Annotated in this window: 22 protein-coding genes and 1 riboswitch; of the genes, 16 read left to right on the plus strand and 6 right to left on the minus strand. The window is 27.4% G+C overall.

The genetic code is table 11. From position 1 onward, the window contains the following. Positions 1 to 40 precede the first annotated feature (40 nt). Complete coding sequence (locus ABFX13_RS09440) at positions 41 to 898, minus strand: patatin-like phospholipase family protein (RefSeq protein ID WP_346045296.1); 858 nt, start codon at positions 896 to 898, stop codon at positions 41 to 43. Between the two features lie 211 nt (positions 899 to 1,109). On the opposite strand from ABFX13_RS09440, the gene ABFX13_RS09445 reads away from it, so the two are divergent. Then, positions 1,110 to 2,300: a hypothetical protein gene (locus ABFX13_RS09445; protein ID WP_346045298.1), complete on the plus strand. Its 1,191-nt coding sequence runs from the start codon at positions 1,110 to 1,112 to the stop codon at positions 2,298 to 2,300. Between the two features lie 179 nt (positions 2,301 to 2,479). Next, on the plus strand, positions 2,480 to 3,406 hold the full coding sequence (locus tag ABFX13_RS09450) for a chemotaxis protein (RefSeq protein ID WP_187006325.1): 927 nt from the start codon (positions 2,480 to 2,482) through the stop codon (positions 3,404 to 3,406). Positions 3,407 to 3,468: 62 nt separating this feature from the next. Here ABFX13_RS09450 and ABFX13_RS09455 read toward each other — a convergent pair whose 3' ends face one another. Then, entirely contained in the window at positions 3,469 to 4,890 is a 1,422-nt protein-coding gene (locus ABFX13_RS09455) for an MDR family MFS transporter (protein ID WP_346045300.1), read from the minus strand. Further along, a complete protein-coding gene (locus tag ABFX13_RS09460; protein WP_346045304.1) occupies positions 4,880 to 5,770 on the minus strand; it encodes a TetR/AcrR family transcriptional regulator in 891 nt (296 codons plus the stop codon). The genes ABFX13_RS09455 and ABFX13_RS09460 overlap by 11 nt, the downstream gene beginning before the upstream one ends. A gap of 245 nt (positions 5,771 to 6,015) precedes the next feature. Here ABFX13_RS09460 and ABFX13_RS09465 point away from each other — a divergent pair, with 245 nt between their 5' ends. The 4 genes from ABFX13_RS09465 (at position 6,016) to ABFX13_RS09480 (ending at position 11,829) form a co-directional block, all read left to right on the plus strand. Continuing rightward, on the plus strand, positions 6,016 to 6,924 hold the full coding sequence (locus ABFX13_RS09465) for an SDR family oxidoreductase (protein ID WP_346045306.1): 909 nt from the start codon (positions 6,016 to 6,018) through the stop codon (positions 6,922 to 6,924). Between the two features lie 658 nt (positions 6,925 to 7,582). Beyond that, positions 7,583 to 8,704 carry a DUF975 family protein gene (locus ABFX13_RS09470; RefSeq protein ID WP_346045311.1) on the plus strand — a complete coding sequence of 374 codons (1,122 nt, stop codon included), beginning with the start codon at positions 7,583 to 7,585 and terminating at the stop codon, positions 8,702 to 8,704. 592 nt (positions 8,705 to 9,296) lie between these two features. Next, positions 9,297 to 10,259 (plus strand): histidine decarboxylase, pyruvoyl type, encoded by a 963-nt coding sequence (gene hdcA, locus ABFX13_RS09475; RefSeq protein ID WP_187527384.1) that lies wholly within the window; start codon positions 9,297 to 9,299, stop codon positions 10,257 to 10,259. Positions 10,260 to 10,353: 94 nt separating this feature from the next. Beyond that, positions 10,354 to 11,829: a basic amino acid/polyamine antiporter gene (locus ABFX13_RS09480; protein ID WP_346045314.1), complete on the plus strand. Its 1,476-nt coding sequence runs from the start codon at positions 10,354 to 10,356 to the stop codon at positions 11,827 to 11,829. Between the two features lie 221 nt (positions 11,830 to 12,050). Here the strand turns inward: ABFX13_RS09480 and ABFX13_RS09485 are convergent, their stop codons facing one another. Then, positions 12,051 to 12,599, minus strand: a complete 549-nt coding sequence (locus ABFX13_RS09485; RefSeq protein ID WP_346045316.1) for a spore coat protein — start codon at positions 12,597 to 12,599, stop codon at positions 12,051 to 12,053. A 198-nt stretch (positions 12,600 to 12,797) separates the two neighbouring features. On the opposite strand from ABFX13_RS09485, the gene ABFX13_RS09490 reads away from it, so the two are divergent. Next, positions 12,798 to 13,469, plus strand: coding sequence for a manganese catalase family protein (locus ABFX13_RS09490; protein WP_346045318.1), 672 nt, complete (start codon positions 12,798 to 12,800; stop codon positions 13,467 to 13,469). 146 nt (positions 13,470 to 13,615) lie between these two features. On the opposite strand, the gene ABFX13_RS09495 is transcribed toward ABFX13_RS09490, so the two are convergent. After that, positions 13,616 to 15,088, minus strand: coding sequence for an amino acid permease (locus tag ABFX13_RS09495; protein ID WP_346045320.1), 1,473 nt, complete (start codon positions 15,086 to 15,088; stop codon positions 13,616 to 13,618). 145 nt (positions 15,089 to 15,233) lie between these two features. After that, positions 15,234 to 15,403, minus strand: a riboswitch (Lysine riboswitch). A 168-nt stretch (positions 15,404 to 15,571) separates the two neighbouring features. Further along, on the minus strand, positions 15,572 to 16,060 hold the full coding sequence (locus tag ABFX13_RS09500; protein WP_346045322.1) for a spore coat protein: 489 nt from the start codon (positions 16,058 to 16,060) through the stop codon (positions 15,572 to 15,574). A 208-nt stretch (positions 16,061 to 16,268) separates the two neighbouring features. On the opposite strand from ABFX13_RS09500, the gene ABFX13_RS09505 reads away from it, so the two are divergent. The 9 genes from ABFX13_RS09505 to ABFX13_RS09545 form a co-directional block, all read left to right on the plus strand. Next, entirely contained in the window at positions 16,269 to 17,303 is a 1,035-nt protein-coding gene (locus tag ABFX13_RS09505) for a PocR ligand-binding domain-containing protein (RefSeq protein WP_346045324.1), read from the plus strand. A gap of 205 nt (positions 17,304 to 17,508) precedes the next feature. Next, complete coding sequence (locus ABFX13_RS09510; protein WP_346045326.1) at positions 17,509 to 18,645, plus strand: glycerol dehydrogenase; 1,137 nt, start codon at positions 17,509 to 17,511, stop codon at positions 18,643 to 18,645. A 1-nt stretch (position 18,646) separates the two neighbouring features. Then, complete coding sequence (gene dhaK / locus ABFX13_RS09515) at positions 18,647 to 20,407, plus strand: dihydroxyacetone kinase subunit DhaK (RefSeq protein WP_346045328.1); 1,761 nt, start codon at positions 18,647 to 18,649, stop codon at positions 20,405 to 20,407. 188 nt (positions 20,408 to 20,595) lie between these two features. Then, a complete protein-coding gene (locus tag ABFX13_RS09520; protein WP_346045330.1) occupies positions 20,596 to 21,240 on the plus strand; it encodes a hypothetical protein in 645 nt (214 codons plus the stop codon). 6 nt (positions 21,241 to 21,246) lie between these two features. Further along, positions 21,247 to 21,924, plus strand: coding sequence for a nitrite/sulfite reductase domain-containing protein (locus tag ABFX13_RS09525; RefSeq protein WP_346045332.1), 678 nt, complete (start codon positions 21,247 to 21,249; stop codon positions 21,922 to 21,924). Between the two features lies 1 nt (position 21,925). Next, positions 21,926 to 22,111 (plus strand): DUF1858 domain-containing protein, encoded by a 186-nt coding sequence (locus ABFX13_RS09530; RefSeq protein ID WP_346045334.1) that lies wholly within the window; start codon positions 21,926 to 21,928, stop codon positions 22,109 to 22,111. 460 nt (positions 22,112 to 22,571) lie between these two features. Further along, positions 22,572 to 22,763: a ferredoxin gene (locus ABFX13_RS09535; RefSeq protein ID WP_346045336.1), complete on the plus strand. Its 192-nt coding sequence runs from the start codon at positions 22,572 to 22,574 to the stop codon at positions 22,761 to 22,763. A gap of 237 nt (positions 22,764 to 23,000) precedes the next feature. Continuing rightward, positions 23,001 to 24,431: a glutamate/gamma-aminobutyrate antiporter gene (gene gadC, locus ABFX13_RS09540; RefSeq protein ID WP_346045338.1), complete on the plus strand. Its 1,431-nt coding sequence runs from the start codon at positions 23,001 to 23,003 to the stop codon at positions 24,429 to 24,431. Positions 24,432 to 24,494: 63 nt separating this feature from the next. After that, a partial coding sequence (locus ABFX13_RS09545; RefSeq protein ID WP_346045340.1) for a pyridoxal-dependent decarboxylase occupies positions 24,495 to 25,112 on the plus strand: 618 nt, incomplete at its 3' end.

The following is a 25,112-nucleotide window of genomic DNA, read 5'->3' on the forward strand; positions in this document are numbered from 1 at the left end:
ATAAATATTGTATTCACTATAAGATCTTTATCTGGCTTTTTTAGTTTCCAGCTTTATTTATAAAATCTAGAATTTTATCAGATAGTTCTTTTGCATCATTATAACCATCTTTATATAATGCAGTAAGCTTATCAACATTTTTTTCTATTTGACTAACTTTAACAGGTTTTTTCGGTCTAATTACAAGAACGTCGCCACTTTGAGATAATTTATTTACTAAATCAAGACTTTTATTATAGTTAATATGTCTAGATTCAATAGCTTTAACAAGTTTAGGATATTTTTTATATTTTCTTTTTACAATAGAAATAAATTTTTGTTTTCCCTTTCTATAAGTTATATCTCTAGTTAAAACAACTATATTTTTTTTGTAACCTTGATTTAAGGCATATTCTATAGGGATTGAATCAGTAACTCCACCATCAACTAACTTATAATTATCAATTTCAACTATATTTGCAAACACAGGTATAGAACAAGATGCTTGCATATAAATAATTTCTTTATTTAAATCTGTAAGTTCAAAATATTCAGGTTTGCCTGTTTCGCAATTTGTAGTAACTACTACAAATTTAGTTTTAGATTTGCTAAAAGCATCATAATCATAAATATTTAGTTCATTAGGAATTGTATTAAATATAAAATCCATACCAAATATTGAGCCTGTTTTAATTAAATTACCAAAGCTTAAATATTTTTTATCATTTATATAGTCGATAGTAGCATTGAAAGCTCTTTTATATTGTTTCGATATATAAGAAGAAGCATGACAGCTTCCAGCTGACACTCCAATTGTTATATCTACCTCTATATTTTTTTCTATAAGAAAATCTAACACTCCAGCAGTATATATTCCCCTCATACCGCCACCTTCTAATATTAATCCTATTTTACTCATAATTATCCTCTCTTCACTTTAAGTATGCATATAATTTAAAATTAATAGTTATGGTTTTATAACCATTATAGTCCAAGGTATTTATATTGTCTAGTTTTAAGGATTAGGCTAAAAGCTTAAAAGATAACCTACTAAACCGTATAATTACTATAAGGATAATATATAGTAGCGTGAATAATAATATATACTTCACTTGAGGAGCAAATAAGAGATGATTAATAATATAAATAAAAATTCATATAATATGAATCCATACATAAAACTACCTACAAAACCTAACAATGAAGAAATACCTACACAAAGTAAGGTTGAAGACATAGATGTTAAAGATTTTTTTCTAAAAATTAAAGAAGAGTTAAAAAATGTAGAATTAATAGCTATAAAAATGATTAAAGGAGAACCTCTAACTCCAAAAGAACAACGTCTTATAACTGAAAAATATCCAGATATAAAACAATTAGCACAACAATCAAAAAAAGAAATTAAAGATTTAAAAGAAGAAATAAAAAACTGCAAAACAGAAGAAGAAAGACAACAAGTAATATCAAAAGCAATAAAAAATATAAAAGTAATTGATAAGAAAGGATTATTATCAGAAGTACAAGTAAAAATAAAAATGGTAGCAGTAAAAGAAGTTGAAAAGTTCTCTCAAAAAATTAATTTAGAAAGCAAAAAATCAGAAATAATAGCTACAAAAATAATCAAAGGAGAAAAATTAACTTCTGATGAACAAAAATTTATAACTGAAAAATATCCTGAGGTAAAACAATTAGCACAACAATTAAAAGAAGAAGTTAAAGTTTTAAAAGAACAAATAAAAAATTGTAAAACAGAAGAAGAAAGACAACAAGTAATATCAAAAGAAATTACTAATATAAAAGTAATGGATAAAAAAGGATTATTACCAAAAGTACAAGTAAAAATAAAAATGGCAGCAGTAAAAGAAGTTGAAAAGTTCTCTCAAAAAATTAATTTAGAAGATAAAAAAGTAGAAGTAATAGCTACGAAAATAATAAAAGGAGAAAAATTAACATACAAGGAACAAAAACTTATAACTGATAAGTATCCTGAAATAAAACAAATAGCACAACAATCAAAAGAAGAAGTTAAAGTTTTAAAAGAACAAATAAAAAACTGTAAAACAGATGAAGAAAAACAACAAGTAATATCAAAAGAGACTAATAATCTGGAAGAAATATTTCAAGAAGGTATAATATCGCCAGTGCAATTAAAATTTAAGATGCTAGCAATAGAAGCAATAAGAAAAGAAAATGAAAAAGAAAATAACAAGTTATTTAATATAAATCCATATGTATATCTAAATCCAGGAGCAATAGTGGATAACTTAACTGGAATATTAATGGTTATAGTAATAATAATTATTATTTTATATATAATTTAAATAATATATATTAAATTAACACATATAATTTACTTATTATGATTTACAAATATTAGCAAGTAAACAAATATGTATAAAGATAACTAATTACAAAGAAACCTCCAGAATTACAAATAAAATCCGTATATAAGCATGAGTAATACTATTTTGAGAATTATTTTTTATATAGGAGGTTGAGTATGGGATTTTCAGAAAATACAAGTCAAACAAAAATACTTTTGGAATCCGGAACTAATGAACTTGAAATTATGGAATTTACAATTTCAGGTGAATCATTTGGTATAAATGTAGCAAAAGTTCGTGAAATCATGATGGCACAAGAGATTAAAAAAATGCCAAATGCACATGATGATGTAGAAGGAGTATTTAAATCAAGAGATGAAATTATAACTGTAATAGATTTAGGAAAATACTTAAATATTCCTAAAGGTAATGACTCAAGTAAGGATATATTTATCGTTACTCACTTTAATAAGTTAAACATTGCATTTCATGTTGATGCAGTAGTTGGTATTCACAGAGTTTCATGGGAAGCCATAAATAAACCAGATAGAGTTATTTATGGAGGAGATGAAGGTGTTGCAACAGGTATTGCGAAATATAAAGATAAGCTTATAACTATTTTAGATTTTGAAAAAATTGTTGCAGAAATCAGCCCTGAATCTAGCATTCAATTTGAATCTATACAAAAATTAGGTGAGCGTAAAAATAGCGATAAAACTATTTTAATAGTAGAAGACTCAATGTTACTTTCAAAATTAATCACTGAGTGTCTACATAAAGCAGGATATGTAAATACTGTTAAAGCAGATAATGGACAAGAGGCATGGGATTATTTATTAGAAGCAAAAACTTCAGGTGATCCAATTGAAGCACATGTTTCTTGTATAGTATCGGATATTGAAATGCCATTAATGGATGGACATAGATTAACAAAACTTGTTAAAGAAGATAGTGTTCTTAAGCAAATACCAGTAATTTTATTCTCTTCTTTAATAAGTGAAGAAATACATGTTAAAGGTAAAGCACTTGGTGCAGATGAACAAATAACTAAACCTGAAATAGCAAATCTTGTGAGTATTATTGATAGATTAACGGAAAAATAAAAATAATAAAAAAGAGATATACATCCACATTTATATATTGTGAGTGTATATCCTTTTTTATTTTACTCTAATATTAAATTTTCATTATCTATTTTTTTAGATTTTGTTTTTTTATCTTTTACATATATTAATGATATTACTAATCCAACTAATACCAATATAGTTGCAGATCTAAAGGCTGCATCCATACCAGCTATATCTGAAATTACTTTAGAATTACTTAAACTATGATTTGTAAAACTTGTCATTATAGATATAAATATAGATGAACCTATTGCTCCTGAAACTTGTCTAAGTGTTGAACCAATAGCACTACCATCTGCAATTTCTGATGGCTTAAGTGAATTAAGGCCCCAAGTTGTAATTGGCATTAATAAAAGTGTTATTCCTAGCATTCTAAATGAATACATAATAGTTAACATTAATATCGATGTTGTTTCACTTAGATTTGAAAATGAAAATGTTCCTATTGCTAAGCATACAAACCCTGAAATAGCTAAGATTCTTACTCCATGTTTATCAAGTATACGTCCTGATATTGGGCTTAATAAAGACATAAGTATTGAACCTGGAAGCATAACTAATCCTGGAATCATAGCTGACATTTTTCGTGTTGACTGTATATATAAGGATAAAATCATAGTTGCAGATGTAAATGATGCATATAAAATCATTAGTATTATAATTGATATTACAAGTTGCTTACTTTTAAGTACCTTTAGATTTAAAAGAGGTGATTTTGCCTTAAATTGTCTTATTGTAAATAATATAAGTGATATAATTCCAACTGTTATTGGTATATATGTTATAGGATTTGATATGCTATAAGCTCCCACATTTGAAACTCCGATTAACAATCCTCCAAATCCGAACGTTGATAATATTAATGATATGAATTCAAGTTTAGATTTTTTAGTTTCTGTAACATTTTTTAAGGTAAAGTATGCAAATACAATATCTAATATTGCAATAAATCCTAATATATAAAATAAAATTCTCCATCCAAAGTTATCAATCACATATCCAGATGCTGTTGGACCAATTGCTGGAGCAACTCCAATTACAAAACCATATATACCCATAGCAGTACCTCTTTCCTCTTTAGGGTATAGGCTTATCATTGAAACTTGAACTAATTGCATAATTATTCCTGCACCCATAGCTTGAGAAATTCTAGATAAAATCAATAATGAAAAGTTTTTAGTAAATATAGATATTGCACATCCTATAAAAAATAGTGACATAGCACTAATATATAATTTTCTAGTGGGAAAATTACTTATTAAATATGCTGTTGCAGGAATCATTACACCTAAAACTAGCATATAAACTGATGTTAACCACTGAGCTGTATCTGCAGTTACAGAAAAGTCATGCATAATGCTTGGTAGTGCTGAAGTTAGTACAGTTTGGGCAAGTCCTGTTAAGAAAGACCCCAACATTAGTACTAAAACTATTAAATTTCTTGCTTTTTTATTCTCCACTTCTTATGTCATCTCCTAATTTTGCTATTAATCTGTTTAATTTTTTTGTATATTCTTTTAAAGATTCTTGTTTTTCTAAGTATGCTATCATAGCATCCATAGTTAATGAATTATAATTACCTAAATTAAATTCTTCTTCTATTTTTATTATTGCTTTAGATAATTTTTCATTTTCGTTTAATTTAATGCAATCTTTTATAGAATATACTACATTTAAAAATACATCTTTTATAGAGTCTTTATAATTACTTTCACCAATTTCATCTATAGAATAGAATATATTTTTATTTATAATACTTTTGTTTTGTTTTAGATTTTCTATATTTAAATTTATTTGCTTAGTTATAAATTCAAATATATAGTCTACACTAAAAGTTCTTTTATTTATTTTCATAACAAGGTTAAATTCATGTACTATACTATCAACAATAAATATTAACTCCCATATAAAAGGTTTTATATCTTCACCATAAACTAATATTAAAGGAGTTTGGTAGGAGTTTATCATATTAGATTTTATTTTTCTTTTTATTTTTAATACAGGTACTTCTTTAATCTCTGAAAATTCTCCTAAAATATTAGAATTAAAAGATTGATTATATTTTAAATAATCTAATACAAGTTTTATTTTTTCTTTTAACTTTTCATTAGGGGATTTTGTATCATCTGTATCTATCAAGATAGATGAATTAGAAAAGTTTTTATTTAAGTAATTCAAAATTTCTAAAATCAAATCTTCTTTTGTTGGAAAGTATTTATAAAATGTAGATTTAGATATTTTACATTCTTTAACAATATCATCTATTGATGTGTACCTAACACCGTGGTCATTAAAATATTTTTGTGCAACTTGCATGATAACTTCTTTTTTATTATTCATAATTCACCTCTTTATTATAAGTACTATTAAGTACTATATGATACTATTGAGTATTATAATGAAATTATATTTTATTTTTTTATCTATGTCAATTTTTAGACAGGTATTGAAAAACATAAAATATTTATAAAAATATATTAATATTAAAAAATATATCTTTTATGTCACCAATAATATCCTTAATTAATACAATTTATATTGTGTTAAGTTTAAATTTATAAATTAATAATTAAGGATGGTGTTTTATGTATCCAGTTTATAAAAGTATAACTAAAAAGGAAAAGTGTGAAGAAGTAAAAGTATCATTTCCACCTCAACATCAAAATTGCCAACCTGGACTTGAGTATATTATGATGCCAAGACCTATATCAGATAATCCATCTTATAAAGGAAGTAATAAATTACAAGATAAAGTTGCAATTATTACTGGAGGAGATAGCGGAATAGGAAGGGCTGTAGCTTATGCATTTGCTAAAGAAGGTGCAGATGTTGTTATTTCATATCTTTGTGAAGATAAAGATGCAAATGAAACTAAAGCTTATATAGAATGCTTAGGAAGAAAATGTCTATTAGTACCTGGAGATTTAAGAGATGAAGAAATGTCTAAATTAGTTGTTGAAAAGACTATAGAATGTTTTGGAAAAATTGATATATTAGTTAATAATCATGCTGTACAGTTTGTTCAAAATAGTATACTAGATATTACATCAGAACAATTAGATACTACTTTTAAAACCAATGTATATCCTTTCTTTTATATGACAAAAGCAGTTCTTCCACATTTGAAAAAAGGGTCATCTATAATTAACACAACTTCTATTACAGCATATCAAGGAGAGCCATTACTTATAGATTACAGTGCAACTAAAGGAGCAATACTAGCTTTTACTAGATCACTTTCTCAATCATTAGTAGATAAAGGTATAAGAGTGAATGGAGTTGCGCCAGGGCCAATTTGGACTCCATTAATTCCATCTTCTTTTTTTGCTGAGCAGGTAGAAACTTTTGGTAGTGGAACGAGTAAAGTTCCTATGAATAGAGCCGGGCAACCATTTGAAGTTGCTACTAGCTATGTATTTTTAGCAAGTGATGATTCTAGATATATGTCGGGGCAAGTTCTTCACCCTAATGGTGGAACTATAGTAGGTTCTTAAATAAAATTATATACAATTAGGTCTAAAAATTAACTTAGAAAAAATTAAAAAACAAAATTAAACTTTAGGAATAATGATGAATAAATGAGTAAGATTTGTAAATCAAATTTTATGTTTATATCAATTTTAAATAACCTTGGTTTTTTGATATAAATTTTATTATATTTTAACAGGTAGCAGGATTTTAATTATAAATTCAGGAAGTCTTATAGTTGTAAAAGAAGATGATATCATAACTTTTAGATAATAATAAATTTATCACAAATAATAAAAATAATGAAATCATAATTAAAATTGTAAATAAATATGTAAATAATAAATACTTTTATGATAGAGAAGAAAGAAATGTATTAGAACTTAAAAGATAAGGTCTGAAGATTCAGAGCTTATTTTTTATTGCAAAGAATGAAAATTTCTATAAAGCTTTATCTAGATTAAAAATCATATTTTATATAATGATATACAATTGTCAATGTATAAGTTATATGGTAATATTTTCTATATAATGTGGGGATATTTTACCTTACATTAAAACAAATAAAGTGAAATTATCTTACTAAAGAATAAATACTTAGTGATAAAAGTAAAATTATAATATTTTATATGGAATTGTTATAAAAATGACAATTAATAAAATGTTTTAACAGGAGGATATAAAATGATAGATAGTGAAACCAGGGTAAAGATAAAAGAAGATGCGAGAAAACAACTAAATATAAATAAAAAGGAGATGACTATCGCCACTATAATAGTTGGATTAATAGCTATAATCCCTCAAATCTTAAGTGAATATATAGTAACATCTTATAAAATCAATATTTTAATAAATAGTATTATAATTCTTATAGAAACACCTTTAGTAATAGGATTAAATATTATATCTTTGGATTGTATTAAAGGAGAGAAGATAAAAGTTAAAGATATATTAAAAGGATTTGATAGATTATATCAAGCATATGGTTCTATGCTAATTCAATATGTTATAGCTTTTATACTTACAATACCTCTTGCATTAGTTCCAATAATTTTATTAGATAGTAGCTTTGTAGCTATATCCATTATGTCTATCATAACAGGAATAGCAAGTATATTCTTCTTTGCTATATTTTCTCAAACAGAATTTATAATTGCAGATAAAAAGGATATTAGTATTTTAGATTCAATCAAAAAATCAATAGATATGATAAAAGGACATATATTGGATTACTTAATATTTACATTAAGTTTTATTGGATGGATACTTTTAGTAGCATTTACATTTGGGATAGCATATATTTGGGTTGGTCCGTACATGCAAATGTCATATGCTAATTTTTATAAATACATAAAAAAAGATAAATTAAATAATTATAAAAAATCAAAAAATAAAAGTTTATTTATAGGAATTTTAATCGGTATATTACTATGTGGATATACAGTATTAGAAGAAAGTATAAAAAGTGAATTAGCAACACCAAAATTAATTAAAAATATATTAAATGAAAATAATTTAAAACTTATAAGTTCAGATGAAGAAACTGATTATTACATAACAGATAAGGAACGTAAGACTTTCAATATAAATAATGAGGATTATTTAACTAAATATACTGTAATAGTAAAAAATCATCCATTAAATTTAAAAAAATATAATAATACAGATTCAACAGTTTTATATATAATAACTGATGGTGATAAAGTTCTAGGTATAAGTTGTGAGCCGTATGATTCAAAAGAAAAAGCAGATAATCATAATACAATTTTAGGAAGATATGATATAAAAGGAAATATTTTAAAATAGAATTGATAAAATTTAAGAATATATATTTATATAGAAAAAGACTCTATATTCAAAGCATTAAGATTAATTTTGAATATAGAGTCTTTTTATTTTAATAAAATATACAGAATGAATGGTATAAGTTTAATGTATATAAAAAATAAATAGTTAAATAATAGACTTATCATATAATTTTGTAAAAGAATATAATGAATATAAAACTTAAGATATGTATATAATTGGTGATGAATTATAATATGAGTAGAGTATCTAAAAGAGGATTTGATGAAAATGATAAAAGATGGTTTTCTGATAAAGAGCTAATACGATTAAAAAAAGCTAAAGAAGAAATTGAATGGTAAAATAGGCCAATATAATTGATTTAGAAGGATTAAGTTAATAACTTAGTCCTTATTTTTATTTATTTTAGATTTATTAAGTAAATTAATAAAACTTAATAAATTGAAAAAATTAATCAACATAATAGCTAATGCAAATTTTCAATATTTCTAAATATATAGAAATAAACGTTTTCTGTTAGCTTTTTTTAGTTAAGGGTATAAAGATAAATGTACATATAATAAATGTACAAAAACTTAAGGAGGTGTTTGAGATGAATAAAAATCTTGAAGAACAAAGGAATAGGACTATAGGTGTAGGTCCCAAGAAAGTAAGAAAGGTAAGGGCACCAAAAGTTGATAAGACAGCTATAAGTCCATACAATCGTTATTGTGATGGATACGGAATGCCAGGTTCTTATGGTAACGGATATGTTTCAGTACTTACAGTTTCTGTTGGTACAGTAAAAAAAACAGATGACTTTTTATTAGATGGTATAGTTTCATATGATAGAGCAGAGATAAATGATGCTTATGTCGGACAAATAAATATGCTTACTGCTTCATCTTTCTGTGGTATAGCAGGTCAAGTATGGGGATATGATTTAGCGACTCATGAAGCAATAGCAGATGAAAAAGAAGAACCATTGTTTTATGTAGAACAATATGACGGAACACCACTTAAAGTATATGATGCAAAACCTCTATTAGAAGCAGGTATTGAATTATTTGGTACAGAAAAAAATAGACGTTTTACAACAGCTCCAGGAGCTCATGTAATATGTGCAAATAAAAGTGTTACATCTTATAGACCAAAAGAAGATAGACCATTAAAAGATGGAGAAGCTTACGGAGTTTGGTCATTTATAGCAATTTCATTATCAAACGATAGAGATAATTGTGCGGATTTATTTATAGAAGATGCTGGACTTTGGACAAAAAATGATAATGAAGAAGATTTAAGAAAATTCTTAGAAAAACATAGAAAAGCAGTAGCTTGGTCGGTTAAAGAGTGCGGTAGAGATTCACATGTAGTTTTTGATAGAACTTATGTTGGATTTGCTTATACAATAATGAAACCAGGGGAAATAGGAAATGCATTAACTTGTGCACCTTATGTAACTCTTGCAAGAGATGCAGTACCTGAAAGTGGATTCCCTAGCTTAAATACATTAACACTTAATGAATGGTTAGATGAAATGAATTTTAAGCCATTAACAGAGTGTACTCAAAAATAAAATTTTTAAGTACATTTTGTTAAATGTTTAAATGGCAAAATGCACTTAAAGCTAATATGTTTCATAAAATTAAATGAAATTTAGGAGGGCTATTATGAGTGATAAAAGCAGTAGCAAAACTGATGATAATAGCACTAAAAAGCTTGGTGTAGTTGCTTTAGCAGGCGTAGTAATAAGTGCTATGCTAGGTGGTGGGGTTTACAACCTACCACAAAATATGGCTCAACATGCATCTGCAGGGGCAATTTTAATTGCATGGATTATAACAGGTATCGGTATGTGGTTTATTGCAAACACATTTAGAGTACTTGCAGCTGCAAAACCAGATGTAACAACTGGTATTTATGCATATGGAGAGCTAGGGTTTGGTAAATTTACAGGTTTTTTAATGGCATGGGGATATTGGATTTGTAATTCTTTTGCCAATGTAGGATATGCAGTATTATTGATGGACTCCCTTAACTACTTTTTTCCATCATATTTTACAGGTGGGAATAACTGGTTATCAATTATATGTGGATCAATAGTACTTTGGATTATATATTTTGCAGTTTTATCTGGAGTTAAACAAGCTTCATTTTTAAACATTATAGGGACAATTGGGAAATTAGTTCCATTAGCTATATTCTTATTAGTAATAGCTATATCATTTAAAGCTTCACTATTTTTTACTGATTTCTGGGGATTAAAAACTGTAGCATCAGTTCATGATAGTTCTTTAGGAGGATTATTACCTCAGGTTAAGAGTACTATGCTTGTAACTTTATGGGTATTTACGGGTATAGAAGGTGCAGTTGTTGTATCAGGAAGGGCTAAATCTCAAAAAGATGTTGGGAAAGCAACATTTTTAGGATTTTTAATATGTCTTTTATTATACACAGCACTTTCATTATTACCACTTGGTGTAGTTCCCCAAGGAACTGTATCAAAAATGGCTCCACCATCAACAGCAGCTGTATTGATGACTGTAATTGGTAAATGGGGTAGTATAATAATGAATGTTGGTGTTATTATAGCCATATTAAGTTCATGGCTTATATGGACAGTTATGCTTTCAGAACTTCCATTTGCAGCAGCTAAAAATGGAACATTCCCTAAAATATTTACTAAAGAAAATAAAAATGAAGCACCTGCATTTTCCTTACTTGCATCTACAATTGTAATGCAAATAATATTAATATGTGTACATTTTACAGGAAATGCTTGGAATATGATGCTAAGTATAACAAGTGTCATGGCTCTACCTTGTTATATAGCTTCAACTTTATATTTATATAAAATATCATCAAAAGAGGATACTTATCCTAAAAAAATATTTGCAAGTCGTAAATATGCATTTGTTACTTCTATATTAGGGACTATATACGGAATATGGTTACTTTATGCAGCTGGACTTGAATATTTATTAATATCACTTGTTATTTATGCAATAGGTATCCCAGTATTTAAAAAAGCAAGAAAAGAAACAGAGCCTAACAAACCTGAATTTACTAAGATAGAAGAATATGTTGCTATAGGGCTAATAGTGCTTGGAGTGATCGGGTTAATATACTTATTTGTATTTATGTAATTTAAAATTATCATGTTAATATAGGGAGGTTAATTAAAGTTAATCTCTCTATTTTTTTATTTTAGAGAAGAAGTATTTAAAAATTTTTTTAATAAGTTTATCAGCTATTACAACTATCATCGATATTAAAATTTTAAATATAGTTATATTATTAAATAAAAAAAGACGTATTCAATTTATATCTAATACGTCTTTTTTATTACATTTTAATAAAATTAAATTTATTGATTCACTTCATTATATATAGAAGCTACTTTATCTATTTCAGTTTGTGGTGCTGGACATAAAGGATAGAATCCATTTTTCACCATCCATTGACTTACTTCATAAGCATGATTACAACTCATAGTAAATGCATCTTTTAAAAACTCTCTTAATTGAGGATTGCTTGCTTCCATTGAACTCCAAGCATATTCTCTTCCTGCTCTTTTTAAAGTTAGTAAATATCCTGTAGCTATTTCTCTATCATTTAAATTTTGAATATCTGTTCTAGGAGTAACTGGTATTGTTGGAACAGGAGCATTAGTAAAATCTTGTAAAGTAGATTTTAACTCAGGTACGTTTAAATTTTCATTAGGAGCACTTGACTCTTTTACAAATTTAACTTTCATATTATAGTCTTGTATATGAACTGGAAAATGTGTTTCTATCATAGACTTAAGTTCTTGGTCTGTAACTTGATTTTTATACATAGCCATATTAGTTATACTATTTACACAACTTAAAATTAATTCATGTAAATTATGTAATTCTGCTGGTGTTAATTGCATAAGAGACCTCCTAAATAATATAAAATTTATTTCCGTTATTATTATTAAATATAAAATTAAAAAGATTCGTGGAAAATATTTCATTATTTGAGTTGATTATATATATATGGAAGTATGTACATTTAATTTAAATAACTAGAATATAAGTAAAAATTATGGGAATTATAATTTTGAAGAAAATTTGTGGAGGTGTTAACTTTGTTTAAACACGACAAAGCTTTATTAAAAGAAGTAAAAGTAGAAAAACCTAATCCTCAATATGCAGTTTTAATGCAAGAACAATTAGGAGGAGCAAATGGAGAATTAAAAGCTGCAATGCAGTATTTATCTCAAAGTTTTAGAATTAAAGACCCTGAAATAAAAGATTTATTTCTTGATATAGCAGCTGAAGAACTTAGTCATATGGAAATGGTAGCTCAAACTATAAATTTACTAAATGGACATGATGTTAATTATAATGAAGTTAAATCAGGAGAAATTGAAAGCCATGTTTTATCAGGGTTATCACCATTTTTAATAAATTCTTCTGGGTATTCTTGGACAGCAGATTATGTTACTGTAACAGGTGATTTAGTGGCAGACTTACTTTCTAATATAGCTTCTGAACAAAGAGCTAAAGTTGTATATGAATATTTATACCGTCAAATTGAAGATAAATACGTAAGAGAAACTATAGATTTTCTATTAAATAGAGAAGAAGCACATAATGCTTTGTTTAGAGAAGCTTTAAATAAAATTAAAGATACTGGTTCAAATAGAGATTTCGGAATAACTGAAGATTCAAAATTATACTTTGATTTATCTACACCAGGACCACAACATACACCACCTACTCCTACACCACCTTCTTTTGACAATACAAGAAGATAAAATATAATTAAAGTCAAAATATAAATTTAATTAAAACTTTTATTGAGGATTAAGTAGTACTCAATGGAAGCTTTATTCACATATTAGAGAAAAAAGATATTTTCATTAAATAGTATGAAAATATCTTTTTTTATTCTTAAATAGATTTAGTTTAATTCTTGAATGTCTTTTTCAATGATTTCAGAAGCCTTTTCTCTAGATTCAACATAGGTTAAATCTACTTGATCTAAAGGAATAACTTTAGTTTTGTGTTTAATCTTATAATATATATATAAAGCGAAGAATAAAGGAATACCTATATAAGAAGCCACTAAACCTTTCCAATCGATACCTGATGGCTTTATACAGGAATAACCTTGACCAATTATTATTATAAGACACATTAAAAGTGCTAAGATAGGTCCAAAAGGGTACAATTTAGCTTTATATTTTAATTCTTTTAAATCATGACCTTGATGAATATAAGCTTTTCTGAATCTATAATGACAAACTGCTATACCTACCCATGCGATAAACCCTGCAAGACCAGATGCAGCAACTAGCCAAACATAAACAGTACTTTCTGCAAATATACCTGTTAAGAAACATGCAGAAGCTATTATAGTAGTTAAAACTAAAGCATTTACAGGAACGCCTCTTTTATTAGTTTTTGCAAACATTTTAGGAGCAAGTCCTTCTTTTGCCATAGAGTGAAGCATTCTACTTGATGCATACATACCAGAGTTACCAGCAGATAATACAGAAGTTAATATAACTGCATTCATAAGAGAAGCAGCACCAGCTATTCCGGCTTTTTCAAAAACCATAGTAAATGGACTTTCTGAAACTCCTGCTTGTGTAAAAGGTATTATAGCACCTAAAACTACTATAGTTCCTAAATAGAATATTAATATTCTCCAAAATATTGATTTTATAGCTTTTGGTATAGTTTTTTCAGGATTCTCACTTTCACCAGCGGCAATTCCTATAAGCTCTGTACCTTGGAATGAAAAACCAGCAACTAAAAATATTGCAAATATAGATTTAGCTCCACCATGAAATGGTCCATCAGCTATAAAATAATTATGAAATCCTATTTCATCTGAACCCATTATTCCAAGAATCATTAGTACTCCTATTACTAAAAATATAATTACAGTAAGTACTTTAATACCAGCAAACCAGTATTCAGATTCTCCATAAGCTTTTGATGATAAAAAGTTTAATCCAACAATTATAAATAAAAATAATATACTCCAATAAAATCCTGGAACATGAGGAAACCAGTATTTCATAACTAAAGAGCCTGCAACCATTTCAGCAGCTATTGTTATAGCCCAGTTGTACCAATAGTTCCATCCAAGTGCAAAGCCAAGTGCTGGATCTATAAACTTAGTTGCATAAGAACTAAATGAACCAGATATTGGCATATAAGTTGCCATTTCACCCAAACTAGTTATTAAAAAATAAACCATTACTCCTATTAGTCCATAAGCTAATAATGCTCCTCCAGGTCCTGCTTGATGAAGTGTATCTCCCATTGCAAGAAATATACCCGTTCCTATGGAACCACCTAAAGCTATCATGTTTAAGTGTCTTGCTTTTAATCCTCTTTTTAATTCGTGATTTTGTTCACTCATTTAAATTATCCTCCTTATGGTGTCAATTATAAATAAGTAACTAAGATAATCAAAATATTTTTAACAATAAAAAAGTCATGAGACTATACCCATGACATAAATACAAAAATATCATACAAAAAGTACAACGTTATCGTATGTCTTCATTGAAAATAGCTCTCCACAAAATGTGACAGTCTTATATATATTCTATATAAGCCCAGTAAATAGTATTAAAGCTATTAACTATTTACTTCGGCGAAATTTCCTTTCATATTACTTCATTGAGCTTACCTCCATAATACTAATCTTAAATTTCGCGCCTCTATCTCAGTTATCTACTTGTTGTATTCAATTATAAATAAAATTTAAAATAAGTCAATATTAAAAATTATAGTTATAAAGTTAATTATTTTCAGATATTTAGTATCAACTATATTAAATCAAATATTCATGATCTTTAGAATTAATAATTATTAAAAAGTATATTATTTATTAAAAATATTAGTTGTACATATTATGTTGGCTCATATAATTATAAATTTTTTCACCATGTTCTTGTTCTTCTTTTTGAATATGGTTTAAAACTTGTCTTACATTTTTATCTCTAAATTCAAATATAGCTGTATCATATGTAGATGATACATATTTTTCTGTACTAAGCATATCCTGACATAGAACCTTATCATGTTGATTAAATTGCATACTTTGAGATGCTTGTGAATTAAGGTTAGGCATAGTTGAATTAGTTTGAATATTTGAATTTTGATTTTCTTGGCTTTGACCTTGATTTACGTTAGGCACAGTACCACTTAATAATTGATTTATAGAATCTAAGTGTTGTTGTTCTTTTTGAGAAAGTTGATTAAATAAATTTTTTAGATCAGAACAAGAAGCTTTTTGAGCATAATCCTTATATTTTTGAACGCATAATTCTTCATGATTTTTTTCATCTTCTAATAACATTCTTTCTTTAGTAGTTAAATTTAACATAAAATACACCTCCAACATTATTTTGTATAATAAAATAAGATATTATTCAAAAACATATAGAAAATATATAAATAAAAATAGAAATTTAATATACACTTTTAAACAAAATAAGCCAATTAGTATATAATTTTTTTATATTATTAAAGTTATATGTGTTAAAATTATTATATATTAAGTTAGAAAAATTACTTTTAAAGGAGTATAAAAAGTGAGAAATGAAAGCTTAAGTTTAAATAAAATAATTGATTCTAAAAAGTGGGATAACTTGCAGGACTATCTTTCTATAGTTACTAAAATGGCAATTGTTATTGTAGATTATAAAGGAAATCCAGTTACGAAGCATAGTGGCTGTCATAAATTTTGTGAAAGGGTAAGAGCTAATTCAGATTTAGCAAAGCATTGTAAAAAGTGTGATTCAAGAGGAGGATTAGAAGCTGTACGATTAAACAAACCATACATATATTTATGTCATTATAATATAGTAGATGTTGCAATTCCTATTATTATAGATGGTAAATATATTGGAGCTATTATGGCAGGTCAAGTAAAACTATCAGATTCTAATTTTTGTGATACTTTAGAAAAGATATTAAGTATACCAAACAAATCATTAAATGAATATAATACAGATACACTAAAAGAATATTACGAAGAATTGCCGGTCTTATCTTACAATGAAGTAAAAAATATATCTAATATGTTATTTTACTTATCTAATTATATAGTTGAAGAAGCGCTAGATAAAAACTTAATTTTGGAAATGTATGAAAAATCCATAAAAAATGAATCGGAAATAAATTCTAAAATGTTTAAAGGATATAGTATAAGAAATATTAAAAATGTGCAAAAAGAAATATCTAATGCTATTATAAACAGCTACATTAATGAAAATCAAGATAACGATTTCGATAAAATCTCTGTAAGCAAAACTTTAAGGCCAGCAATAGAATATATTTATAAAAATAAAAGTGAAAATATATCTATGGAAAAGATGGCAAACTTATGCCACGTAAGTCCTAGTTATTTTAGTCGGTTATTTTCAAAAGAGATAGGAGAAAATTTTTCAAGCTATATATCAAAGTTAAAAATTAAGTGGGCTAAAAGTATTTTAGAAGAAACCGATATGCCTATTAATGAAATAAGTGAGGAACTTGGTTTTAGTGAAGCCGGATATTTTATAAAAATATTTAAAAAGTATGAGGGCGTTACACCATTTTCTTATAGAAAACAATTTAGAAAATAAATATAATTAGTTTAACACTATTATGTTGTTAAAAAAATTACGAAAAGTAGCAAAAATACAATTATACAATTTTAGGTAAAAAAATTACGGTTTTAAATCGTAACTTTTTAACATATGAGTCCAATGTAATTTTGTGAAAACGATATTATAATAAAAATAACTTAAAAAATAATAACATTTAACAAAATGTGAAGGAGAGATTAAGATGAGAAAAGCATTTATATGCCCTACAAAATATGTACAGGGACAAGATGAATTATTAAATTTAGGTTATTTTGTAAAAGTATTTGGGGACTCAGCTTTATTAATTGCTCATAAGGATGATATACAACGTGTTAAAAATAAATTAGATGCAACTGCAAAAAAATTTAATATAAATTTTGTGGAAAGTAACTTCAAAGGAGAATGTTCAAGACAAGAAGTAGCTAGATTACAAGAAATAGCTAAGAATAATAAATGTGCTTGTACAATAGGTCTTGGTGGTGGTAAAGCAATAGATACTGCTAAGTGTGTTGCAAAAGGTGAAAATTTAATTATAGTTCCAACTATAGCTGCAACAGACGCTCCAACAAGTCATTCAGCAGTATTATACACACCAGAAGGAGAGTTTGATGATTATGCATATTTCAAACAAAGCCCAAGTGTAGTACTTGTTGATACTACAGTTATAGCAAAAGCTCCTACTCGTTTCTTAGTTTCAGGAATGGGAGATGCATTATCAACATATTTTGAAGCAAGAGCTACATCAAGCTCATTTACAAAAGTAAATGCAGGATTACCTTGTGGTGTTAGAGAAGGTAAATGTGAAACAGCTATTGGAACTAATGCAGCATTAGCACTTGCTAAATTATGCTATGAAACTTTATTAAAAGATGGAGTAAAAGCAAAGCAGTCATGTGAATGTAATTTAGTAACTCAAGCACTAGAAAATATTATAGAAACAAATATACTTTTATCAGGACTTGGATTTGAAAGTGGAGGATTAGCAGCAGCTCATGCAATTCATGATGGATTAACTATGTTAGAAGGAACACATAAGTATTTCCATGGGGAAAAGGTTGCATTTGGTACAATAGCACAATTAGTACTAGAAAATGCTCCAACAGAAGAAATAAATCAAGTATTAGATTTCTGCTTAGAAATAGGATTACCTGTATGTTTAGAAGATATAGGGGTAGATAGTATTACAGAAGAAGAAGCTATTGCTGTTGCAGAAAAAGCTTGTATTCCAGAGGAATCAATATATGCTATGCCATTTCCAATAGAAATAGAATCAGTAGCCGCAGCTATTATTACAGCTGACAAAATAGGAAAAACATATAAAAACAGCAGAGGGATGTAATATGAAAAAGATAATAAATAAACCAGAAAATATAGTTATGGAGATGTGTAATGGAATAGCTATGGCACATCCAGAACTTGAATTTATAAAAAAATATAAAGTAATAAAGAAAAAAGATATAAATAAAAATAAAGTTAGTTTAATAAGTGGTGGAGGAAGTGGACATGAACCAGCACATGCAGGATTTGTAGGAAAAGGGATGTTAGATGCTGCTGTTTGTGGAGATGTATTTGCTTCACCATCTCAAATACAAATTTATCAAGCTATAAAAGCTACAGCAAGTGATAAGGGAACACTATTAATCATAAAAAATTATAGTGGAGATATGATGAACTTTAAAAATGCTGCTTATTTAGCAAGTGAAGATGGTATTAAGGTTGATTATGTAAAAGTAGATGATGATATAGCTGTTGAAGATAGTTTATATACTGTAGGAAGACGTGGTGTTGCAGGAACTGTATTGGTTCACAAAATAGCTGGGGCAGCTGCACAAAGAGGAATGTCTTTAGAAGAAGTTAAAACTATTGCTCAAAAAGCAGCAAATAGTGTTAGAAGTATAGGATTTGCACTTACATCATGTACTGTTCCTGCAAAAGGTACACCAACTTTTGAATTAGGTAAAGATGAAATAGAATTTGGAGTTGGAATACATGGAGAACCAGGAATAAGAAGAGAAAAAATGGCTTCAGCAGATGAATTAGCAATTAAAATGGTAAATGCTTTATTAAAAGATATGAGTATAGATGGTAAAAAACAAGAAGAAGTTGCATTAATGATTAATGGATTTGGAGCAACTCCACTACAAGAATTATATTTACTAAACAATTCAGTTTCTCGTGAGTTAAATAAAAGAAATGTTAAGATATATAGAACTTTTGTTGGAAACTATATGACTAGTATAGATATGGCTGGAGCATCTGTATCTATAATGAAAGTAGATGAACAATTAAAAGATTTATTATCTGAAGTAAGTGAAGCACCAGCTTTTAAAGTTTCAGGACCTGTTGATACTGTAGAATATGTAGATATAGATGAATGTGATAAAAACTCTAAAGAAGTATCTTTTGAAGTCGAAACTAATGAGAGTTTTTCAAAAATTGAAGATAATAAATTAACTTTACAAAATATGATGTATATTGTAGATAAAATGAGTGAAGTTATTATAAAAAATGAAGTTCCATTTTGTGAGTTAGATTCTCATGCAGGAGATGGGGACTTTGGTATGAGTGTAGCAAAAGGATTTAAACAATTAAAAAGAGAGTGGAAAAATATAATTTCACATAAAAATTTAAATATAGGTGAATTTTTAAATGAATGTTCTATGGTAATCATGGAACACTGTGGTGGAGCATCAGGCCCAATATGGGGATCTGCATTTAGAGCAGCAGGGAAATCCACAGGGGAAAAAATGGAACTTACAGTTTCAGATTTTGCAAATATGATGCAATCAGCAGTTAATGGAATTCAATCTACAGGAGAGAGATCTTTTGGTCGTGGAGCTGTAGTTGGAGATAAGACTTTAATAGATGCATTAGTTCCATGTGCAGATTCATGGAAAGTAAGTGCAAATGAAAATGATAGTTTCAAGGTAGCTTTTGAAAAGGGAGCTAAAAAAGCTGTTGAAGGTGCAAAAGCAACTGAGAACATAGTAGCACGTATGGGACGTGCAGGAACTGTAGGCGATAGAAGTTTAGGATATCCAGATGCAGGAGCATATGGATTAGGTGTTATATTTACAGAAATAGCAAATAACTTAAAATAGATATCTCATAAATTTCAAATTATAAAAGAGTTACTCAATAAATTAAAAAAGTTGAGTAACTCTTTTTTATATAAATAAATTACACTTAATGTTTATAAAAAAATTAAAGTCTATAACGTATGTTACATACTTAAATGTAGTTAAAGGTTATAATAAGGTTATTAAAAAGATGAAAGGAAGAAAATTAAATGAGTAAATTTTTAGCACCAATACACACATGGCTTTTTAATAAAATTATGTTAGCACAAGATTTAGAACAAGATATCATAAAATTACACATAGATAAATATAAAGATGAAGCTAAAGCGGTAAAAGAAGAATCTATTAAATTATATGGAGACTATATACCTAAAAAGCCTTTAGAAGATCTAATAGATACTAATAATATACATGGATGGCTGCAGGAAAAAATAAAAGAGGTAGAAAGTAGAAGTTCATATATAATAACTAAGTATTATGAGATCTTTAAAGATGAAAGTAAAGAAATAACACAAAGTGCATATGTTAATCAAGCAAAGAAATGTGCAAAATCTGAAAATAATAAAATAAATTCACCAGAAGATGTATATATATCTTTAAACAACTATATATTATCAGGTATGCCTTGTGATAGAGCCAATTCTGTTACTGAAAGAAATGAAAACTATATAGTTTATGAACAAGAAGGATGTATACAAAAAGCTAATTATGAGTTAGGAAAAGCAAATTTAGATTATATGAGTCAACTTAGAGATTTATGGATAAAGACATTCATAGAAAACTTAGAAATAAAATATCTATACGAAAAGCAAATAAATGGTAAAATAACTATTAACACAATAAGAAAGGGATAAAGCTATATGAGTAATTATGGAAATCTACAAAAAATTAAAGATGGTAAAAGAACTTATGCTATAACTCCTCATATACCAGGTGGGTTTGTACTTCCAGAAACTCTTATAAAGATAGCTGAAGTAGCTAAAAAATATAAAGGAGTAATTAAATTAACATCAGGGCAAAGAATACTTATAACTAATTTAAAACAAGAAGATTTAGAGTGTATATGGGATGAGTTAGGGATGGAGCCTGCTGTTAAAAATCAAAACTCAGTTAAAAATGTAGAGATTTGTCCAGCTAACTTTTGTAAACGTTCAAAATATCCTACTATAGGTATAGGAATGAAAATAAGCAAGAATTTTCATGGTATGATATTACCAAATAGAACCAAAATCGGTGTAGCAGGATGTAGAAATGCATGTACTAGTGTATATTCTAAAGATATTGGAGCAATAGTAGATATAGATGGGAAGTTCTTTGTAACAGTAGGAGGTAGTGCTGGATTTTACCCAAGAAGTTCAGATATAGTAACTAAGGGTTTAAGTGAAGAAGAAGCTTATAATTTAGTAAAAGTAATACTAGATTATTATAATGAGTATGGACAAATGGGTGAAAAACTTGGAGATTTTGTAGATAGAATTAAGATAGATAAGTTTAGAGAAGACGTACTTAAAATAGCAAATTTAAAGGAGTGTTTATAATATGATAACTAAAGATACAATAATAGCAGATATAATAAAAATTAGACCTGATGCAGCTCAAATACTTATGAGTTACGGAATGGGATGTATAGGATGCCCATCAGCACAAATGGAGAAATTAGAGCAAGCTTGTGAAATACATGGATTAGATTTAGAAGAAGTTTTAAAAAAATTAAATGAAAATTAAAAAAATGCCTTAACTAGTTTTAATATTAGTTAAGGCATTTTTTTAATTCTTTATGATTTAGATAATCTTTTATTCTATACTTTTGAGGATAGAAAAATAACATAAGTTACGAATAAAGTAAATTATAAAGGGTACAATATAGTCAGAGGATGAAATTGGATATAACAAATTAAAAAACTTAGAAACTAATATAGAAATATTAGTACAAAATGAAAAATTTAAAAATGTACTTTTTAAATTTGAATAATGAAAGGGTCTACATAATAATACACAAAGTAGATATACAACTATTTAAATTAGAAATGGAAGTATTGATACGAAATTTAAAACTGGAGAAAAATTCATTTTGAATCCAGGTGATTTTTTACCGTTTGATTCAAGAGTAGAACATAACTTAATAGCTAAAGAGCTTAGTTCTGTTCTTGTTACAATAATATTTTAAAACAATCAGGAGGTAGTTATGAAAGCTTTTGTGGATAAAGAAACTTGTATAGGGTGTGAAGCTTGTGCTAGTATATCACCAGAAATATATAGTATGGATGATGATGGTAAATCAGTTGCAATAGAAGGAGACATACCTGAAGAACATTTTGAAGCAGCACAAGAAGGAAGAGATGCTTGTCCAGTAGATGCTATAAGTATACATGAATAATTATGTAAATAAAAAAGGAGTTAGTCTTAGTTTTAAGATTGACTTCTTTTTTTATTTGTTAATATAAATGATTATATTGTCTATCTAAAGAGAATTTTTAGACTTTTACAACATTTTTTTTCTAAGTTTTAACCTAATAATACTGGGTATCTAGATAACATAAACATAAGTAATATCAATTATTCTAGGGGTAGCATAATTAATATTATAAAATTAAATATACAGGAGATGATTAAGATGAAAGAGGTACAAGCGGCTAAAAAGAATTCGCTTACTTTATTTGCGTTCTTTGCAATGACCGCATCAATGGTTATGACAGTTTACGAATACCCTACATTCGCAACTTCAGGATTCCATTTAGTATTCTTCCTTTTACTTGGGGGTATATTATGGTTCTTACCAGTTGCTTTATGTGCCGCAGAAATGGCTACAGTTGAAGGCTGGCAAGAAGGAGGTATATTTGCATGGGTTGGAAACACATTAGGAGAAAAATTTGGTTTTGCAGCAATATTCTTCCAATGGTTTCAAATAACAGTTGGATTTGTTACAATGATTTATTTTATACTAGGTTGTGTTTCATACATATTTAATTGGAATGCATTAAACAATGTTCCTTTTATAAAATTTATTGGAGTATTAGTAATATTTTGGGCATTAACATTTTCACAATTAGGTGGTACTAAAAATACAGCTAAAATAGCAAAAGCTGGATTTATATTTGGGATATTAATACCAGCAATAATTTTATTTGCATTATCAATAGCTTATATAATACAAGGAAATCCTGTAGATGTAAAAATAGGAGCAAAATATTTTGTACCTGATTTTTCAAAAGTAGATACATTAGTTGTTTTTGTTTCATTTATACTTGCTTATATGGGTGTTGAGGCATCAGCTTCACATGTAAATGAATTACAGGATGCTCACAAGAACTATCCATTAGCTATGATTATATTAGTTGTTTTAGCAATAATTTTAAATACTGTAGGTGGTCTAACTGTTGCAGCTGTAGTTCCACAAAGTAAATTAAGTTTAAGTGCAGGGGTTGTTGAAGCATTTAAAGCCTTAGTATTACATTTTGCACCTAATGGTACATGGCTTGTAAAACTAATTGCTATACTATTAGCACTAGGAGTAATGGGTGAAGTTAGTGCATGGGTTGTAGGACCTTCAAAAGGTATGTATGCAGCAGCTCAAAAAGGTATTTTACCTAAATCTCTAACAAAAACAAATGAACATAATGTTCCAATTAACTTAGTTTTCGTACAAGGTATAATAGTTACAATATGGGCAGCAGTACTTACTTTCGGTGGTGGAGGAAATAACGTATCATTCCTTACAGCTATATCATTAACAGTTGTAATATACTTAGTTGGATACTTATTATTCTTCATAGGATATTTTATATTAGTACTTAAAAAATCTAATTTAAAACGTGCTTATCACGTACCAGGAGGAAAAACATTTAAATTAATAGTAGCAGCATGTGGTTTCTTAACTTCAATATTTGCATTAGCTATTTCTTTTGTTCCTCCAAGTGAATTAAATAGTAAAAGTGCTCATGAGTATTTAACTATATTAATTATAAGTTTTATTATAACTATATTAATACCATTTGTAATATATGCAATTACATCTAAAAAAAGAGATGCAAAAGCAACTAAATAATTTTTAATTTATTATCTAATTTAAAAAAATTAATATTTTCAAATATAATAGGAGGTTTAAAAAATGTTATTCGGAAAACAAGATAGATTAGGAGATAAATACAATACGCCAATATTTGGGACAACAGAATCTGGCTCTAGTGTACCTAAAGATGTATTAGGGAAAGATTCTATTGCTCCAAATCTAGCATATAGATTAATAAAAGATGAGTTAATGAACGAAGGAAATGCAAGACTTAATTTATGTACATTCTGTCAAACATATATGGAAGATGAAGCAACTAAGCTTATGTCAGAAACATTAGAAAAAAATGCAATAGATAAATCAGAATATCCACAAACAACAGAAATGGAAAATAGATGTGTTAATATGATAGCTGATTTATGGAATGCACCAAAAGATTTAAATTATATAGGAACATCAACAGTAGGTTCATCAGAAGCATGTATGCTTGGTGGTATGGCTATGAAGTTTAGATGGAGAAATAGAGCTAAAAAATTAGGAATGGATGTTACAAGCAGAAAACCAAACTTAGTAGTATCATCAGGATTCCAAGTTTGTTGGGAAAAATTCTGTGTATATTGGGATATAGAAATGCGTTTAGTTCCAATGGACGAAGAACATATGAGCTTAAATATAGACAAAGTTTTAGATTATGTAGATGACTACACAATAGGGGTT

This window comes from Paraclostridium tenue (assembly GCF_039521565.1).
GTDB lineage: Bacteria > Bacillota > Clostridia > Peptostreptococcales > Peptostreptococcaceae > Paraclostridium > Paraclostridium tenue.

Excerpts from the sequence above, each read along its gene's own strand:
- ABFX13_RS09485 (WP_346045316.1), bottom strand. The coding sequence starts at position 12,599 with ATGCAATTAACACCAGCAGAATTACATAATTTACATGAATTAATTTTA.
- ABFX13_RS09470 (WP_346045311.1), top strand. The coding sequence starts at position 7,583 with ATGATAGATAGTGAAACCAGGGTAAAGATAAAAGAAGATGCGAGAAAA.
- ABFX13_RS09535 (WP_346045336.1), top strand. The coding sequence starts at position 22,572 with ATGAAAGCTTTTGTGGATAAAGAAACTTGTATAGGGTGTGAAGCTTGT.
- gadC (WP_346045338.1), top strand. The coding sequence starts at position 23,001 with ATGAAAGAGGTACAAGCGGCTAAAAAGAATTCGCTTACTTTATTTGCG.
- ABFX13_RS09440 (WP_346045296.1), bottom strand. The coding sequence starts at position 898 with ATGAGTAAAATAGGATTAATATTAGAAGGTGGCGGTATGAGGGGAATA.
- ABFX13_RS09510 (WP_346045326.1), top strand. The coding sequence starts at position 17,509 with ATGAGAAAAGCATTTATATGCCCTACAAAATATGTACAGGGACAAGAT.
- ABFX13_RS09460 (WP_346045304.1), bottom strand. The coding sequence starts at position 5,770 with ATGAATAATAAAAAAGAAGTTATCATGCAAGTTGCACAAAAATATTTT.
- ABFX13_RS09500 (WP_346045322.1), bottom strand. The coding sequence starts at position 16,060 with ATGTTAAATTTAACTACTAAAGAAAGAATGTTATTAGAAGATGAAAAA.
- hdcA (WP_187527384.1), top strand. The coding sequence starts at position 9,297 with ATGAATAAAAATCTTGAAGAACAAAGGAATAGGACTATAGGTGTAGGT.
- ABFX13_RS09465 (WP_346045306.1), top strand. The coding sequence starts at position 6,016 with ATGTATCCAGTTTATAAAAGTATAACTAAAAAGGAAAAGTGTGAAGAA.
- ABFX13_RS09495 (WP_346045320.1), bottom strand. The coding sequence starts at position 15,088 with ATGAGTGAACAAAATCACGAATTAAAAAGAGGATTAAAAGCAAGACAC.
- ABFX13_RS09525 (WP_346045332.1), top strand. The coding sequence starts at position 21,247 with ATGAGTAATTATGGAAATCTACAAAAAATTAAAGATGGTAAAAGAACT.
- ABFX13_RS09530 (WP_346045334.1), top strand. The coding sequence starts at position 21,926 with ATGATAACTAAAGATACAATAATAGCAGATATAATAAAAATTAGACCT.
- ABFX13_RS09450 (WP_187006325.1), top strand. The coding sequence starts at position 2,480 with ATGGGATTTTCAGAAAATACAAGTCAAACAAAAATACTTTTGGAATCC.
- ABFX13_RS09445 (WP_346045298.1), top strand. The coding sequence starts at position 1,110 with ATGATTAATAATATAAATAAAAATTCATATAATATGAATCCATACATA.
- ABFX13_RS09480 (WP_346045314.1), top strand. The coding sequence starts at position 10,354 with ATGAGTGATAAAAGCAGTAGCAAAACTGATGATAATAGCACTAAAAAG.
- ABFX13_RS09520 (WP_346045330.1), top strand. The coding sequence starts at position 20,596 with ATGAGTAAATTTTTAGCACCAATACACACATGGCTTTTTAATAAAATT.
- dhaK (WP_346045328.1), top strand. The coding sequence starts at position 18,647 with ATGAAAAAGATAATAAATAAACCAGAAAATATAGTTATGGAGATGTGT.